This is a genomic window from bacterium, assembly GCA_036504735.1.
In the GTDB taxonomy this organism is placed as follows: domain Bacteria; phylum Electryoneota; class RPQS01; order RPQS01; family RPQS01; genus DASXUQ01.
Window position 1 is genome coordinate 66,642 of sequence record DASXUQ010000008.1, and the last position, 17,043, is coordinate 83,684.

17 protein-coding genes are annotated in these 17,043 nt (G+C 56.5%); 14 read left to right on the forward strand and 3 right to left on the reverse strand.

From position 1 onward, the window contains the following. The first annotated feature begins 74 nt into the window (after window positions 1-74). The gene (locus VGL38_06355) at window positions 75-878 is read left to right on the forward strand and encodes a T9SS type A sorting domain-containing protein (protein ID HEY3295039.1); all 804 of its coding nucleotides are present in this window, start codon (window positions 75-77) and stop codon (window positions 876-878) included. A 323-nt stretch (window positions 879-1,201) separates the two neighbouring features. Continuing rightward, window positions 1,202-1,876 carry an outer membrane beta-barrel protein gene (locus VGL38_06360; protein HEY3295040.1) on the forward strand — a complete coding sequence of 225 codons (675 nt, stop codon included), beginning with the start codon at window positions 1,202-1,204 and terminating at the stop codon, window positions 1,874-1,876. An 832-nt stretch (window positions 1,877-2,708) separates the two neighbouring features. Here VGL38_06360 and VGL38_06365 read toward each other — a convergent pair. Both VGL38_06365 and VGL38_06370 read right to left on the reverse strand, forming a co-directional pair. Continuing rightward, window positions 2,709-3,551 carry a DUF4435 domain-containing protein gene (locus VGL38_06365; protein ID HEY3295041.1) on the reverse strand — a complete coding sequence of 281 codons (843 nt, stop codon included), beginning with the start codon at window positions 3,549-3,551 and terminating at the stop codon, window positions 2,709-2,711. Then, complete coding sequence (locus VGL38_06370) at window positions 3,548-4,882, reverse strand: AAA family ATPase (GenBank protein ID HEY3295042.1); 1,335 nt, start codon at window positions 4,880-4,882, stop codon at window positions 3,548-3,550. The genes VGL38_06365 and VGL38_06370 overlap by 4 nt, the downstream gene beginning before the upstream one ends. Window positions 4,883-5,770: 888 nt before the next feature. On the opposite strand from VGL38_06370, the gene VGL38_06375 reads away from it, so the two are divergent. From VGL38_06375 to VGL38_06430, 12 genes are all read left to right on the forward strand, one after another. Next, window positions 5,771-6,592 carry a hypothetical protein gene (locus tag VGL38_06375; protein ID HEY3295043.1) on the forward strand — a complete coding sequence of 274 codons (822 nt, stop codon included), beginning with the start codon at window positions 5,771-5,773 and terminating at the stop codon, window positions 6,590-6,592. A 650-nt stretch (window positions 6,593-7,242) separates the two neighbouring features. Continuing rightward, entirely contained in the window at window positions 7,243-7,638 is a 396-nt protein-coding gene (locus VGL38_06380) for a cytidine deaminase (GenBank protein HEY3295044.1), read from the forward strand. A 3-nt stretch (window positions 7,639-7,641) separates the two neighbouring features. Beyond that, a complete protein-coding gene (gene udk, locus VGL38_06385; protein HEY3295045.1) occupies window positions 7,642-8,316 on the forward strand; it encodes a uridine kinase in 675 nt (224 codons plus the stop codon). Between the two features lie 50 nt (window positions 8,317-8,366). Next, the gene (locus tag VGL38_06390) at window positions 8,367-8,921 is read left to right on the forward strand and encodes a DUF1579 family protein (protein ID HEY3295046.1); all 555 of its coding nucleotides are present in this window, start codon (window positions 8,367-8,369) and stop codon (window positions 8,919-8,921) included. Window positions 8,922-8,933: 12 nt separating this feature from the next. Beyond that, complete coding sequence (locus tag VGL38_06395) at window positions 8,934-10,286, forward strand: pentapeptide repeat-containing protein (protein ID HEY3295047.1); 1,353 nt, start codon at window positions 8,934-8,936, stop codon at window positions 10,284-10,286. A 165-nt stretch (window positions 10,287-10,451) separates the two neighbouring features. Continuing rightward, window positions 10,452-11,282, forward strand: a complete 831-nt coding sequence (locus VGL38_06400) for a polyphosphate kinase 2 family protein (GenBank protein ID HEY3295048.1) — start codon at window positions 10,452-10,454, stop codon at window positions 11,280-11,282. 55 nt (window positions 11,283-11,337) lie between these two features. Further along, entirely contained in the window at window positions 11,338-11,649 is a 312-nt protein-coding gene (locus VGL38_06405; protein HEY3295049.1) for a nucleotidyltransferase domain-containing protein, read from the forward strand. After that, on the forward strand, window positions 11,639-11,983 hold the full coding sequence (locus VGL38_06410) for a HepT-like ribonuclease domain-containing protein (GenBank protein ID HEY3295050.1): 345 nt from the start codon (window positions 11,639-11,641) through the stop codon (window positions 11,981-11,983). Before VGL38_06405 ends, VGL38_06410 begins: the two co-directional genes overlap by 11 nt. Window positions 11,984-12,112: 129 nt before the next feature. After that, complete coding sequence (locus VGL38_06415) at window positions 12,113-12,721, forward strand: thymidine kinase (GenBank protein HEY3295051.1); 609 nt, start codon at window positions 12,113-12,115, stop codon at window positions 12,719-12,721. Continuing rightward, window positions 12,722-13,135 carry a hypothetical protein gene (locus VGL38_06420; protein ID HEY3295052.1) on the forward strand — a complete coding sequence of 138 codons (414 nt, stop codon included), beginning with the start codon at window positions 12,722-12,724 and terminating at the stop codon, window positions 13,133-13,135. Between the two features lie 48 nt (window positions 13,136-13,183). Continuing rightward, window positions 13,184-14,431 carry a nucleoside transporter C-terminal domain-containing protein gene (locus tag VGL38_06425; protein ID HEY3295053.1) on the forward strand — a complete coding sequence of 416 codons (1,248 nt, stop codon included), beginning with the start codon at window positions 13,184-13,186 and terminating at the stop codon, window positions 14,429-14,431. Window positions 14,432-14,470: 39 nt separating this feature from the next. Next, window positions 14,471-14,980: a hypothetical protein gene (locus VGL38_06430; protein HEY3295054.1), complete on the forward strand. Its 510-nt coding sequence runs from the start codon at window positions 14,471-14,473 to the stop codon at window positions 14,978-14,980. Window positions 14,981-15,304: 324 nt separating this feature from the next. Here VGL38_06430 and VGL38_06435 read toward each other — a convergent pair whose 3' ends face one another. After that, a complete protein-coding gene (locus VGL38_06435; GenBank protein ID HEY3295055.1) occupies window positions 15,305-16,960 on the reverse strand; it encodes a SulP family inorganic anion transporter in 1,656 nt (551 codons plus the stop codon). Window positions 16,961-17,043: the final 83 nt, after the last annotated feature.

A 17,043-nucleotide genomic window follows, 5' to 3' on the forward strand; every position in this document is an offset into this window, starting at 1 on the left:
GCGGACAGGTCACCGGAATCTTACGGAGTGGATGGCAACATCCACTCCGTTTTTTTATTTTTCCGGTAGACACGATGAAACATTCCGTTGCCCTTGTTACGCTGATGTTGCTGCTTGGCCACCTGACCGCACGCGCCGATGGCTACCGCCTCGACGTGGGGCATTTCGACCCGCAGGGTCCGTTGACGGTGAGTGCCGCTGCGGAGACTCCCCTGGCGGATGGCTGTCTGGGTCAAATTCTGGTGGACATGGCCGGTGACGGCATCAACGTGCCGGATCTGGCGGGGAATGCGGGAAAGGGCGATGCCTTGTTGACGGGCAGCGAGGATACGCGCCGCGCGCCGGAGAGCGGGTTCAACTTTGCCGTGAATGGCGGCGCGCTGCTGACCATGCCGGGAAGCTTTTTGTTGTCCCCGGGATTTGCCGGCGCGACGGTTCCACGGCACCGGATCTATCTTCGCGTGTGGAACGCACCAGAGCCCTCTCAGGCCACGGGATATTGGGATTCGCCATTATATACGGTGCTGCCGGGAAATCAGCAGGTGAGCTTCCTGCGCAGCGAATGGTGCTTTAGCGCGACCATGCCCGACGGCGACACGCCGGTGACAGTGGCGGCGACTCAACCGCTGCAGGCTTTTCCCAACCCGTTCAACTCCTCATCGCGGATCAGCTTTGCTCTTCAGCAGAAAGAGCATGTGCGGCTGGTCGTGTATGACTTGACGGGTCGACTGGTGACCACGCTGATGGATGGACCGATGGATAATGGCCGGCATGACTTTGTCTTTGACGGCACGAATCTGCCTACGGGACTTTACTTTTTGAGATTGCAGGCGGGAAAAGAATTGTCGCAGGTGACGCGGCTGTTGTTGATCAGGTAAGAATCACCGCCCCGTGTTTCAGCACAGCAAGCTGTGCAACTACGACCCGGTCAAAAAGGGGTAGTTGCGCAGCTTGCTGCGCTCTGGCACGTCCGTTCCTCCTGAGCCGCGAGCGGTACGGAACAGAGAGATCCTTTTAGAGCATGGTCCTCTGTTCAAAAGGGAACCTCCTCTGAGCGCGGGGAGTTTTTCAGATACAATAGAAGATACGAAAGTACCTCCCCGACATCTGGCTATCGCCGGATGTTTTTTCAGGGCACATGGAACTATTAAAGAGAACTCAGACGCGTATTCAAACAAGTCTGTAGTGGAAAGGATAGGTTATGAAACGCTCATGGATGATTGCCCTTCTGCTCTGTACGCTGACGGCGGGCTCGGTCTGGGCGCAGTCGTATGTAGTGCTTCCCACGATCGGTATTCGCGGCGGAGCGGATTTCGCACGTTACCGGGACACCGGTTCCTCGAGTGGAATCAGCATGAAGAACCAGACCAATGGCACAGCGGCGCTGACCTTCGAACATGCCCTCTGGCATCCGGAGACTTACTGGTCCACGCTGTCGTTGAAGCATGACTTCATGTACATCCGCACGGGCGGCCGTTTCCAGATGGCCAACGGGGCCATTCAGAAGGACAAGGTGGACGAACTGCGCTTTGCGCCGAACCTGCTGTTCCGCTGGACGACGCATGCTCCCGCGCCGTTTATTATGGGGGGCGGTTTTGTCGGCTATGACATCAGCAGCAAGTTTACCACCACCAATGCGCCTGGCGGAGCGAATGCCAGCGGCACGTTGCAGGACTGGAATAAATTGAACTACGGCGTGAGCGGCGGTGCGGGCTTCCAGATTCCCACGCCGGCGGGCGCGTTGAGTTTTGATGGCCGGTACAACCTTGGCTTGGCCAACAAGTTCAAGAGTGGCACCCAGAACGGTCTGAAGCGCCGCACCTCGGGTGTGGTGGTGATGGCCGGACTCGATTTCCGTCTGCCGGGCAGCAGATAATCCGCCCGACATCCCGGACTAAACACGCCCGCGAGGTTAGCTTCGCGGGCGTTGTTTTTTTGTGCTTGTGGGGAGGTGCGAAAGGGACTGCTTAACAGGAAAATTATTTTGTACCAAACGAACTGCTTAACTTGAAGAAAACGCTGAAATTCTGAAACGCTGAAAGGCTGAAAAAGGGGCGAAAACACGGCGATTCTCGGGTTTCTTTCTCTTTGTTGCTTTGCAGACCTCTATCCCCCGGCCCCTTTGGTTTTGCCAGCAGACCCCCATCCCCCCGCCCCCTTTCCCCATAAAATAGGGAAAGGGGGAGCAGAAGAGAAGGGCGTGCGGCGGGCCTATGCTTCGCCGTGGCATGCGTCTGGGGGTTCGCATGCCCGGCTAAGGCAGGAGGGTGCGCGGCTCTTCTGCCCCCCATCTACTAGCCAGCACGCCGGCGTGCTGATCCATGGCCACGGTCTTGCCCAGCGGGGCAAGACCCCTATCCCCAGCCCTTTCCCCACTAAAGTGGAGAAAGGGGGAAAAACAAGAGCCCTGCCGCCGCGAAGCTTAAGGCCGCCGCGAAGGATTGGGGGGACATAATATATGAACAGATGTTCCGAAAAGCAAGGGGGCAGGGGAACGGAAAAATAGGAAATTAGAAATTGGAAATAGGAAAACGGAGGGGCAGGCCTCGGGGGTTTAAAGGGGACAAGGGGGTCGGGTATGGGTGGGGTGTGAAGGATATATCGCAGCGGGGAATGCAAAACCCCCTTCGGTGGAAGGGGGTAGGACAAGTAAAGGAATCCATAGTTGAAGACAACGCATATCCGTGCGCGCCAATGGTATCATGACCTCAAGCGACGCTAGACATGAGTCTAGTGGCGGCGGATTGATAGAACTGCTGCTCAAGTGGCGACACCTTCCACTTCTCGAGATATTGGAAGGTCATCACATATAACGTATGCTTTGGAAGCGGTGGCGGCTTGGTGCCTGGACGTTTGATTTTTGATTTTATATAGTTAATGACCGCGTTAGTCAGAAAATGACCCCTTATGATCGACCATCTTTCACGGTCCGAGTTCCGAACTTGCTCCATAATTGGTTCAAGTTCCGCATTTGTGAAGGCGGGCTGAGTGCGCTTGATATGGTGGCTTGTCTTGGTCCGGTCGATATAGCAAGAGTGATCACTTCGCAAGAATCTGGAGCAGTTGTCCCCCATTACCTCCAACCCTCTGCCATACTGTTGGTTCGCGATATCCAGAGCAAGTAAATCATCAACCTCCGCTTCCAAGCTTGACATCCAGACACTTACCTCCTTCGCCGAAACGCCCGACGAGGCGTTGAACAACTTAACTATGTGAGCGATTGCTTGAGCGGTGAAAAGAGAGTTTTCGATTGAGTACCCATAGGTGTAGAGTATTCTGTCGTGTTGCTTTACACCACCTGTGAAACGTCCGTAATCACTATCTGCTGCGACTATGATGTCCGCATTTTTGTCCACGATGTGGCTCATGTAGTGCTTAAGCTTCTCGACTCCGCCAGCCGGTTTGACATAGACCAATTCCACGCCGCATGCGTGCAGCACGATTCGCCAGAAATTGACATCGTTGTCATCCTCAACAAAAAGGACGGAGTCGACTTTGTAGAATTTCTTTAGGTTGTTGAGGGCTCCCGCAGAATGTTCGAGGTTGCTCATGAAGTCATTTTCCCTTGGAAGATCTTCTCCATGTCAATGATTGCGTCTCCGTGCTGGGAGGTGATTTCAGGTGCATGTGTAGCCACAATTATCTGCGCAGATGGATTCAGCCTATGAATGGCATCGAGAATCTGCTCTTGCCACCTGATGTGTAACGAAAGTTCTGGTTCATCGGCGAGAAAAATGAACGGAACTTCTTCCTGCAACAGGGTCTCAGCCAACAATACCATGAGTTGTTTCTCACCGGACGAGAGATCTCCAATCTCGATCGTGGCGGGATCTGCAGCCGCCAGTTCCTCGGCTGACTTACCTTGTGGCTTGAGGACGACGTTCAAAAGGCCTTCCGAACTCAGGCCTATCTTTTTGTCATCGATAAACTCGTGGAGTATTGAGAAAAACAGGTTGAGATTCTTAAAAATGTCGTTCTTTTTGGATTGAGCGTCCAAGGAAAGATCAACGATTTGCTGCGTTCTCTTTATCAACGGCAGCGGCATTATAGTGTCTATGCTGACCTTATCCTGCTTGTCTAGTTCCTTTAGGTCCGAGATGCATCGGCTTAGAACCTTGACATGCTCCTTGATCCGTTTCCTAACGGAATCGTCAAAGTAGTTGAGCTGTTGATAAGCAGTTGTGAGAAGTGCTTCACTTACGGCGGCCTGCTGAGCCGATTTCACATCAAACCGATCGAAGTCTTTCATGTACAAAACCGACAGAAGGATCTTATGTTGAAATTCCGTCGATACTACACTTGCGCGTTCCGCCAATTGAAGTTGGTATCGGGTTAGTTTATCAGTGATTTGATCTAATCGTCTGTCTATCGGCGGTTTGGCACCTGCAAGCCTTGACCTTGCATCCTCGTCATCTTCGTCTTTCCTAAAGGCTTGTCGGTGGACCGTGACGCTTGAGACTTTCACAAGTTGAGCCATCGCGGTTCTAACCTCGAGACACCGCTGATGAAATTGATTTAGCGCGCTCAGACTGTGACTGACATATCGCCTCGCCTCCAGATTGCGAGGTGACAATTCCAAGTCAAAACGCCTGCTCCCTACGCGGTATTTTATGGTATCGTACCCCTTTTGCTGGCTCAATATCTTCTCGACGCGCAACTTCCTCTTGTGGGTTCCGTCAGCCAATCTAACTTCTATCGACGTGAAATCATGATCGGCAAGAGCACGGAAATCAACTTGGAGCACCGACGAAAGCAAATTCATAAGGGTCGTCTTACCTGAGCCGTTCCGACCAATAAAGATATTGATGTGAGGCTTGAGATCGCACTCAACGATCTTTGATCCCCAGAATCCCTCTATCCTAAAACTTGAAATGTGATACATCTTTGTTCTCCTTGGGATGTCTCCCCAATTCATGAACGCCGACAGGTTTGAGTCGGCTGTTCAACATACTCATTTCCCCCATCTTTATCAATCATAATGAGTCATTAATGCAAGGAAGTTGCAGGTCTGGGCAGGTTTGCAGAATTCGGCAGCGTATTTATACAGAGTGGGCTGGAAGTGACGGGAAAGTATGGAGAAAAGGGGAATGTGTGATTTCGAAAACAAGGGGTTCGGAGATGCGATGTGGTGGTGGGGCCGCGCCTTCTGGCTGAGGGAGATCGCGCCTTGCGGACAGCAGTTGACGCAGATTCGCCCGAGGTTCTTCAGCCGAAGACGGCTTCAGAATGACAATGTTTAAGGAATGATGCGGGCAAGGAGAAGACACGGGGGTAGATGTGCAGAATGGGTGCGGGGAGCGCGATGAATCACGCGGCTACCAAGTCTTGGATGAACCCGAGGTCCTTCCCGAAGACGGTCAGGTCGAAGACTCCGTTGGAGTCCACGGACTCTAACGAGATGACAAATCATTGGGGCGGGGTTCAGGATGACAATATTTAGGGGTGGCGAGAGGAGTGGGGAAGGTGGGTTATGAAATGGGCAGGAATGCGATGAAGTAGCGCGGGGGTGGCGGGGTAAGCGGGGGAAATGGGTGGGGGGGAATCAGATGATCACGGGACGGGCGGCGGCAGGGTGCAGTGCGATGGAGGGCATAGTACATCCACTATAGCAAAGGTCCATATTCAGAAAGAAATGTCTCGATGGCTTTGCGCTTGACTCTGGGGCAAATGCACCATATATTGAATCCACCAGTATAATTACGCTATTGCGTGGGTGAATTGCGTTTGATATTTGTGTTGAAGGTGTTGTGATTGTATGAATAGCAGTCGGATGTTACGAGCCGTCATCGCCGGGTTGACGCTGCTGGCCGTCATGTGGGTACTCCACCTGCTCGGAGAGCGGCGCTCGGCCCAGCCCAGCGTGACACAAGCTAAAAGCGTGGCGAAGGCAAGCTTCAGTCAGCAGCCAAGCAGCCAAGAAGCCGAGAAACCAAAAGAAACCGGGCAGGCGGGAGACGCTCGCGAGGTGCGGGAGTATCCGTTTGCTACGATGGATAACAGTTGTCTGGATGGGGAAGTGGCGGATCTGTCGGGTTGCACACGGATGCTGTCGGGCGGCAAGGCGATGGGCTATGTGCTGCATGTGACGGAAGGGCAATCCCTCAGAATCAGCGTCGAACCGATGTATGCAGATTTCGACGTCAGTTTTGCTTTCTTCAAAGAAGGCAACTGCATTGTGGGACGGGATGCGGCGGGCAAAGGTCAGAGTGAGCGCGCCAATGTGAGTCATCTGGCGGCAGGCGATTATCAACTGTGGGTCGGCGGGTATGACGGCGACTGTGGACCGTTTCTGCTGACCGTTACTGACCAGCCGCCCTCCCTGGCACAGATCCAGCATGCTACCGCCTTTGAAGGCCGCAACGGCACGGTGCTGCGCTGGAAAAGCTTCGGCGAAGTTGACCTCGAACAGTACCAGATCTACCGCGTGGCAGGCGACAGCCGCCAGCGGATCGCCGTGCTGCGCGCCCACGGCAGCCCCGCCGGCTTTTCCGACTACCGTTTCATGGACCGCAGCCGCCTGCCGGGCGTTGGTTATGAACTGGAGATCGTGGCGCGGGACGGCAGAAGCGAACGGGTGGAAATTGAGTCGTGAAGGATGAAGGCGGATGGATGAAGGATGAAAGCGAGCCGGAAGGGTCGCTTTTTTGTTGGGGGGAGCGTTCGAAAACGAGGAACGATGAACGAGGAACGAGGAAAGGCGGGCACGACATGTCGTGCCCCTACGGCGGATTCCTTAGCAGAGTGCGCCAAGCGGGAGCGTGACGCCTAGTGGATGTGAAAGCAGACCCCCATCCCCCGGCTTGTGCGTTACCCTCATCTAACTTCCCCCTAACCCTAACCTTTCCCCCACTAAAGTAGGGGAAGGGGACCAGAGCGGAACCCCCTTCTGATTCCCCCTTTTTCAAAGGGGAAGGGCAGATCGAAGAGCCCGCCAAGGCGGGCGCTACAAGCGCCTTGCCCCGCTTGTGGCGAGATCTCGGCTTCGCCGGACCTTCCGGCACTACATTCAGAATGTGGCGGCGCGGAGGCCGCCACCTAATCGCACAGGCTTAGACAATCCGGGCGGGATGGAACCCGCCTTTATGTCTTGGGACCGCGCGGTATTCCCGCGCTGTCCCCGCGGCGAAGCCGGCCCCGTGATCCAACGCACTGCGTTGGGGTCAAGGGCTTAGCCCTTGTGTTGAATTTGCGTGGATTATTTGTTACATTGACATGATCGAACTGTACAATGCAGGGAAGTTCATGACAGACCTTGACTTGGTCAATGCGGCTTGGAAGGCGCGGGAGTTTGCGCGGGCGGCATATTCGGGGTATCGGGTAGGGGCGGCGCTGCTCTCGGAATCAGGGCAAGTCTATACAGGCGCCAATGTGGAATCCAGCACCTATGGGCTGTCACTCTGTGCCGAGCGTGTGGCGCTGGTGAAGGCGCTTTCCGAGGGCGACAAGGGCCGGTTTATCACGTGTGCCGTAGTGGCGGAAGGGCCGCTGACACCTGTGCCTTGCGGCGCGTGCCGGCAGCTCCTGGCCGATTATGCGCCGTTTGTGTCCTTCTTGCTGGCGCACAAGCGCGGCGAGTATGAAGTGGTGAGTCTGTTTGAACTGTTTCCGCGACCTTTCTCTTCCGATTTTTTGAAATAGATTATGCATGAGACTCGAATTCCGCCGGCCATCAAAGAAGACCGGGTACATCACGGCTACGCCGGCTCCTATCTGATCGGCATCTGCGGCGGCAGCGGCAGCGGCAAGACCCTGGTGGCGCGCTCGGTGGAGAGCGCGCTGGGCCGCGACAATGTGCTGCTGATGGAGCAGGACAGCTATTACCGCGATCTGTCTTCGATGCCCTTCGAAGACCGGCACACGGTGAACTTCGATCATCCTTCGGCTTTCGATAACGATTTGCTGATTGCCCATCTGCATGGGCTTTTGGCGGGACAGCCGGTAAGGATGCCGGAATATGATTACACGCTGCACACGCGGTCGAATACGTACCGCGATATTCAACCGCGCGCGGTGATTCTGCTGGACGGCATTCTGGTGTTCGAGGACCATCGCCTGCGGGACCTGATGGACATTCGCGTGTACGTGGACACGGACGCGGACATCCGGCTGGCGCGGCGTATCCGGCGGGATATTTCCGAACGGGCGCGCACGCTGGATGCGGTGCTGGAGCAGTATGAAACGCAGGTGCGGCCGATGCACGAGCAGTTCGTGGAGCCGTTCAAGCGGTTTGCGGATATTATTATTCCCCAAGGCGGGATGAATACCGTCGCGGTGGACATGCTGGTGACCAAGGTGCGCGCGCTGCTCCGGAAGTAAGAAAGCAGAAAACAGAGACGGCGAAACCAACATACTTTATGAACATGACGATGAAACGACTGTTGCTTGTGGCCCTCGGCGTGATGCTGGCCGGCGGCGTGTTTGCTCAGACGGCGGACTCTTTGGCCCATCAGAAAATTGCGCCGGAACACGGTTTTCTCGAGCGGCTTTCGGGGCGGTGGAATACGACGGTCATGTGGTGGCCTTCCGCGAAGGATACTCAGGCGGTGAAGGTGGTAGGCAAAAGTGAAACCCACATGATTCTGGATGGCCGCTTTCTGCTCGAACAGGACAGCACGCGGCTGTCGGAAAAGTCCTACTATACCTACGGGCTGATGGGCTACGACAACCTCAAGAAAAAGTATGTGCTGAGTTGGGCGGACAATGTGGCCACAGGACTGTTGAATCTGAATGGCGCGGTCAATGACAGCGGCAATGTGCTGACCTTTGAAGGGGAACGCGCGGAGCCTAAAGGTCCGAAGAGCACGGTGAAGTTTGTGCTGCGCAGTTTATCGGGCAACTACAGGCAGCTCGAGATCTGGGAAGGCCGCGCGGGCGGCAAGTCGCGCAAGACGATGGAGATTCAGTACGCGCGCGGAAAATAAGGAGCGCGATTTGTGAAAGACATCGGAGCCCCTGCGGCGGCGGATATCGTTCGCTGGCGGGCGCGCTGGACTCCGGAACGCACAGCCGAGGTGCTGCGCATTCTGGCGGAGGATCCGCAATGGGGCGCAAAGAAAATTGCCGGCTGCGTGTGGTACGCGCCCGAAGAGGGCTTCGGCTCCTGGCAGGATGAGGACGCCGCGCGGCACATGACGCTTTTCGGCTGGCCGGTGCTGGATCTGCGCGGGTTTGTGTTCTGCGATGTGCCGCTGCACGGGGCGCGCCTGATGGGAACGCATGCCGAAGGGGCGGTGTTTCTGGGCCGTATCAGTGATGCGGATTTTTCACAGGCCCATCTGGCGGGAGTGAACGCGCGCAAGGCGGAGCTGGTGCGCCTGACCCTGTGCAGCGCGGATGTGTCCGGCGCGGACATGGCGGGAACGATGGTGCGTGGTTCGGATTTGAGCCATTGTAACCTGCGCGGTGTGGATCTGGAGCGGGCGACGTTTCGCGACAGCCGTTTGAACGGAGCGACGCTGCTGGGGGCGAACCTCAAGCACACGGGATTTTTCAGTTGCCAGTTGCTGGGTTGCACGCTGCGTTCTCCGCAGAGCTACGCGCAGATGGACACCGGAACTTTTTTCGGACGCGCTTGGCGCTATTCGCTGGGGCGCAAGGTGCTGGGAACCGCCTTGCTGCCGTTCTACCGGCGCGGGCCGCATCTTTTGAAACCGGCGGCGTTGCACCGCTTCTCCCGCCGCAGGGAAAAGACGCGGCAGGTGTTCGATCAGCGGAGTCTGGGTGGACTGGTGGCGCGGGAACGGCGCGACGTTTGCGGCGAAATAAAACTTTGTCTGCGCGACAACGGCATCGTGCACAAGGCCGCGATTTACTATGAGCAGGAAGAATATTGGCGGACACGGGCGCGCTGGGACAAGATCCACCGCTGGAAAGGCTGCCTGAAAAGCGGCAACCGCATCCGGTTCGGGTTGCTGTGCTGCCGCCTGGTGCTGGCCGAGCGGTTGATGGGTTACGGCGAGCGGCCGGGCCGGATCGTGCGCTGGAGTTTTGGCGTAATCGCGCTCTGCGCGCTGCTGTTCTTTTACTTGGGCTATGAGATTGAAACGCCGATGGGGTTGTGGGTGCCGTTCGGGCTGCATGACCACCAGTTTTCCGAAGCGGGCGGTGGGGTGGATCTGGCGCGCTGCCTGCTGTTTTCCATCGAACGCTTTACCACGGTCGGTTCCAGCATTTTGCGGGCCGCGCCGGGGTTCAGTCATGCCATCGCCAGCTTCGAAGCGCTGGTGGGTGTGCTGTTTGTCGCGCTGGCTACGGTGACGTGGGCGAGGAAGGCGATCAGGGACTGAAGGGAAAACGCTGAAAGGCTGAAACGGGAACGGCATGTCCGGCGAAGCCGAGATCTTGCTTTGCGGACCGTGCCCCTACGGCGGAGCAATGCCTGATGGTATTGCTTGGGCTCCGCTGGCTGGCACTTAAACGATTGCGGATGTAACCTCTGAAAGGGTTCTTCTGTGGATACTGAACTTCGAACCTATCGTGTGCCGCTGGACGGCAAGGTCAGTCTGTCCGAATATGCGACAGATGACACAGGCGAATTTGGACGGACGGCGAAAGGGCGCGAGAAGGCGGAGCAACAGGGCGCGGAGCTGAAGGAGAAGATCGCCGACTTGCAGGAGCGGCTGTATGCCGAGGCGAAACAGACGCTGCTAATTGTGTTGCAGGGGATGGATGCCGGGGGCAAGGACGGCACGATCAAGCATGTGATGTCGAGCGTCAATCCGCAGGGGTGCGACGTGACATCCTTCAAGGTGCCGTCGTCGCTGGAACAGGCGCACGATTTTCTGTGGCGCGTTCACAACGCGGTGCCGCCGCACGGGTTTATCGGCATTTTCAACCGTTCGCACTATGAAGATGTGCTGGTGACGCGCGTGCATGGGCTGGTGGACGATGACCTGGCGAAACGCCGCTTCCGGCAAATCAACGATTTCGAGCGGATGCTCTCCGAGAACGGCGTGACGCTGGTGAAGCTGTTTCTGCACATCTCACGCGACGAGCAGAAGCGGCGGTTGGAAGCGCGGCTGCACGATGCGAAGAAGAACTGGAAATTCAATCCGGGCGACCTCGCCGAGCGCAAACTCTGGAAAGAGTACATGCGGATGTACGAGGACGCGCTGGAGCACACGAACAAGGACGGTGCGCGCTGGTGGATTGTGCCGTCGGACGTGAAGTGGTACCGCAACTATGTGGTGGCGATGATTGTCGCCCGCGCGCTCAAAAAGATGGACCCGCAGTTCCCGCCGCCGCCGGCGGGAGTGGACCTGTCTTCGATTGTCATCGAATGACAAAATACTGAAACGCTGAAATACTGAAAGGCTGAAACGAAGAGAATCGAGAATTATGGAACCGCGCATTGCCATAGATCAGGAGAAGATCAAGACCTTCTGCGAGAAGTGGAAGGTGGTAGAGTTCTCGCTCTTCGGCTCGGTGCTTACGGATGAATTCAGGCCGGACAGTGACGTGGATGTGATAGTGGAGTTTGCAGAGGACACTCACTGGACTCTGTTCGATATGGTAGATATGGAGGACGAATTACGTGTTATCTTTGGTAGAGACGTAGATCTTTTGACGCGTAGCAGTGTTGTTCGCAGCGAAAACTACTTGATGCGAAAGAGCATCTTGTCCAATGTGAGGACAGTTTATGCCGCGTGACGAGACGTATCTCCTTTATATGCTTTTGGCAGCTCGTCGAGTTGTCAGATCAACGTCGCAAGTCTCCCGTGCCGAGTTTGATTCGAACGTTGAGAAGATGGATTCGGTAGTTCTCCAAATAGGAAACATTGGCGAGGCTGCAAGCCATATCAGCAGCGAATATTGCAATCTTCATCCGATGATTCCGTGGGGAGAAATCATCGGCATGCGGCACAGGGTATTTCACGGCTATGAGGTCATAGACTGGAATAAGGTGTGGGACACAGCCACCATCTCTGTGCCGAAATTGATTCCGATGATTGAACCGCTGGTGCCACCGGAAGAAGAGACATAAGGGCTGCCAAATGTGCATCTGCATAATAAATGACTGGCGTTTCAGGCAATGGCACTATGGTGGCGGAATGTGATCGTTTGATTTTCATTTCAGCCTTTCAGAATTTCAGCGTTTCAGCGTTTTCTATACATGCATCCTTCACCACGTAATACCGGTTGGATAGAAATTATTTGCGGGCCGATGTTCTCGGGGAAGACCGAGGAGTTGATCCGTAGATTGACGCGGGCGAAAATCGCCAAGCAGGCGGTGGAGATTTTCAAGCCGCGGATCGACACGCGCTATGCCAAAACGGAAATCGTCAGCCACAGCAGGCTTTCGATTCCCACCGCGCTGATTGACTCACCGTGGGAAATTCTGGACCTTGCCAAAAACGCCGAGGTGGTGGGGATCGACGAAGCGCAGTTCTTAGGGCTGGATCTGGTGCCTGTGGTGCAGCAGCTTGCCGACGCGGGCAAGCGGGTGATCTGCGCGGGGTTGGATACGGACTATCGCGGCGTGCCTTTCGAACCGATTCCGCAGCTTCTGTGCATCGCCGAATACATCGACAAGACGCTGGCGATCTGCGTGCGCTGCGGCAATCCGGCCAAGCACACGCAGCGGATTATCGAAAGTTCGGAGCGCGTGCTGGTGGGCGAATACGAATCCTACGAGCCGCGCTGCCGCAAGTGTTTCGTGCCGCCGCAACCCGCGCCGCCTCCGGTGGAGCAGTTGACACTGCCCGATGTAAGAAAGCCATAGATGAAATTCGAGCACAACACTGAAAAGCTGTTGCCACGCACCGCATACTACCGCCGACTGCTGGGGGCGGTGCTGTTCGGCGTCGTGATTACCACGATCTCTCTCGGATTGGGCGCGCTCGGGTACTGCTATTTCGGCCGCCTAAGTTTTGTGGACGGGCTGCTGAATGCTTCGATGATTCTCTTCAGCGAAGGTCCGGTGGACAGAATGGACACCACCGGCGGCAAGCTGTTCGCGACCGTTTACGCGATGTTCAGCGGCGTGGCGTACATCAGCATCGTCGGAGTGATCTTCGCACCGGTCTTTCATCGCTTTATGCACAGATTTCATCTCGATATCTCAGAAGATGAGCAGGAAGAAGATCGGGAAGAGGATCGCGCCGATAAGAATCGAAAGCCTAACTCCCGCGCATAGGTCTCTCCATTTTCTCGTTCATCGTTCAGCGTTCATCGTTTAATCCTCATGGAACAACTTCTTTCCTTTGTCTGCATTCCGGTGTTGATGTGCATTGCCTGGCTGATGTCCGATGACAAGCGATTGTTCCCGTGGCGGGTGGTGCTGTGGGGGACGGGGCTGCAATTCGTGTTCGCGCTGATCATTCTCTGGTCGTCGTGGGGGCGGAGCGCATTCGAGTGGCTGGGGATGGTGATGACGAATTTCCTCGGCTTTGCGCAGAACGGGGCGGAGTTTCTGTTCGGCAATCTGGTGAAGCCGGAGTACACACAAACCTTCGGCTTTCAGTTCGCGTTTGCGATTCTGCCGACGATCATCTTCTTTGCGGCGGTGATGGGGGTGGGGTACCATCTGGGGATCATGCAGCGGGTGGTGAAAGGCGTGGCGTGGGTAATGGCCAAGAGCATGCGGACCTCAGGGGCGGAATCGCTCTCCTGTGCGGCGAACATTTTTCTGGGGCAGACCGAAGCGCCGTTTCTGATCCGGCCCTTTATCTCGAGCCTGACGCGGAGCGAACTCAACGCGGTGATGGTGGGCGGATTTGCCACGATTGCCGGCGGCGTGATGGCGGGGTACATCGCGCTGGGCATTCCGGCCAAGCATCTGCTGGCGGCGTCGGTGATGAGCGCGCCCGCGGCACTGGTGTTTGCCAAGATTATAGTGCCCGAGCGGGAGAAGCCGATGACGGCGGGACAGGTGCGGCTGCCGGAAATGCCGCGCAACGCCAATGTGATTGACGCGGCGGCGGTGGGCGCGATGGACGGTCTGAAGCTGGCGGTGAATGTGGGCGCGATGCTGCTGGCATTTATCGCGCTGATTGCCGTAGTGAACTGGGCGCTCAGCTATTCCAGCGATCAGCTCAATGTGCTGGGCTTCTCCTATTTTCCGTCCAGTCTGAAACAGATTTTTTCGGTGGTCTTCTGGCCGATTGCCTTTTTGCTGGGTGTGCCGCTGAAGGAGTGCATGGATTTCGGCTATCTGCTGGGGACGCAGATGTCGGTCAATGAGTTTGTGGCGTTTGTGGATCTGTCGAATATGATCAAGGCGGGCACGCTTTCGCCGCGGGCAATTGCCCTGGCATCATACGCGCTGTGCGGTTTTGCCAACTTTTCGTCGGTGGCGATTCAGATCGGCGGGATTTCCGGGCTGGCTCCGGACCGCCGCCGGGATTTGGCGCAATTAGGTTTGCGCGCGATGATCGCGGGGAATCTCGCCAGTTACCAGACGGCGGCGATTGCCGGAATATTGATAAAGTAAGTCCTCTTGCACTGTCACACGCGTGAATCCGGAGGTCCTGTGTTCTTTTTCTATGTCATCGTCGGTATGGCTACGCTGCTGCTGCTCGGCATATTCAACGCGCGCCCAAAGCCGCGGGAAATTGATTCAGCGAATGCCGGGATCAAAGGCTGGCTCGCCATCTACCTGGGGTTCGTGTGGGTTTATGCGGCGTACTATGCGTCGCGCACAGTAGTTCTGTTCATCAAGGGACACGACGCGGCCGGGACAGGATTCGACATGTTAGCCTTTGTAATGCTCCTTTTCATCGCCAGCGCAACGCTGGGAAGACGTCGTCCCTTCGGGCTTGTCGTCGCCAGAACATTTCACTCTCTCGCAATCCTTGTCGTCATTATTGTGCTCATGACCGACAGGGCGGAGTGGGTACGATGGAGTTATTATGTGAGCGTTATGGTGATTAATGCGGTGTGGCTTGCCTATCTGCTCCGCTCCCGGCGAGTGAACGCGACCTTCCATGATGAAGCCGTGACCCACGCGGCGGGTGTGAGCGGGGGTGCCGCACAGCTATAGCGAAAGTGCCCGAGCGATACCGTTTCCATCCTTCACTTAATCGAGGAGAACGCGCATGCATTGGTTAGTAGTTGGAGCTCTGGTAGTTGTGTTGGTGGTGCTGTTTGTCTTTAAGGGCAAGGGCAAAAAGTAGAAAAACAAAACAAGGGGCGGCAAAGCCCCTTGTTTGGGAAATGGACGCGCGAAGCGAAGCACCCCCCTTAGTCCCCCCTTATTCTAAGGGGGGAGACCCGACTGCCTTTCCCCCTTTGAAAAAGGGGGAATCGGAAGGGGGTTCTGCTCGGTTCCTTCCCCTACAGAAAAGGAGGAAGGGGAGGAGGCAGGTTACATCTTCACGATTTGCTGGGCGCGTTGGACGGCGTCCTCGAAAGAGGCGGTGACGTTTTCTTCGCCGAAGCGGTCGAGCAGGCCGGATTTCAGCAGGGCGGTGAAGGGCTGGGCATGGATCTCGGAGATGATCAGCGTGGAGCCTTCCTTCTTGCAGCGGTGGTAGAGTTCCTCGAGGGCATGCAGGCCGGTGCTGTCCATTACGTTGACTTTGCTCATGCGGATCATACGCACGCGCGGCTTTTTCGACGGCAGGCTGACGGCTTCGCGCAGTTTGTAGACCGCGCCGAAGAAGAACGGGCCGTTGATCTCATAGACTTCCACGCCGCGCGGGACGGTGAGCGGTGGGGCATCGTCGGCACGCGGCACGCCGGCTTCGCGCTGGAATTCGCGGGTGACGACATTGACGTCGGTGGCGGCGGCCATGCGCTGGATGAAGAGCACTCCGGCCAGAGCCATGCCGACCAGCACGCCGGTACTGAGGTCAACAAGTACGGTGATGCCAAGGGTGACCATCAGCACAATGATGTCGCTGCGGGGATTCTTGAAGATGGCGGAGATGGCGGGCCAGTTGAAGAGATTGTAGGCGACGACAAACAGAATCGCGCCCAGAACACACAGGGGAATCAGAGACGCCCACTTTCCCAGCACGAGGGCAATCAGCGCCAGCACGAGCGCATGAATCACGCCGGAAACGAAGGTGCGGCCGCCGTTGCGAACATTAGTCGCGGTGCGGGCCAGCGCGGCGCAGGCGGGCAGTCCGCCGAAAAGCGACGAGCCGATATTGGCCAAGCCTTGCGCCACAAGCACGCTTTTCGGATCGTGCGAGGTTCCGGTCATGCCGTCGGCCACTACGGCGGACAGCAGCGATTCAATGGCCGCGAGCAGGGCAATGGCCATCGCGGGCTGAATCATTTCCCGCACGATTTCAAAAGAGAGTTGCGGAAAGACGGGACTGGGAAATCCCGCGGCGATTTCCTTGAAGCGGCTGCCGATGGTGTCCACGGGAAGATTGAAGATGTGCACGGCCAGCGTTGCCAGAATGAGCGCGAGAAAGGACTGCGGCACACGCTTGAGCCACTTGACGCGGATCATGATGAGTAGCACACTGCCGCCGGTCAGGATTACCGCATAAGGGTTGATGGTGTCGAGGGCGGAGAAATAGGCCTGCCACTTGGCGAGGATATTTCCACCCGCTACGGCCTGCAGGCCAAGCATGTCGCCGAATTCGGTGGTGAAGAGCAGAATGGCGACGCCGGCGGTAAAGCCGGCGATGACCGGATAGGCGATGAATTTGATCAGCGAGCCCAAGCCCGCGCGGCCCATGATGATCAGCATCACACCGGCGGTGAAGGTGGCGATGATCAGGCCATTGATTCCCGCCTGATGCAGCACCCCGAAGGCGATGACCACAAAGGGTCCGGAGGGCCCGGCAATCTGCACATGGCTGCCGCTGAAGATGGCCACCAGAAAACTGGCGACGATGCCGGTGATGATGCCCTTGTCCGGTTCCAGCCCGCTGGCAATGGCAAAAGCAATGCACAAAGGCAAAGCGACAATGGCCACGATGAACCCCGCCGACAGATCCCCCATGAAGGCATGGCGGTTGTAACTCTTGAGGGTCTGGGCGATCTCGAGTTTCGGGAAAAGCATGTATAAGAAAACGATGTAGTTAGACCATTTGCGAAACTCCTAATTTAAGGGGTTTGAGGGGGAAATGCAAATGCAATCGTGTT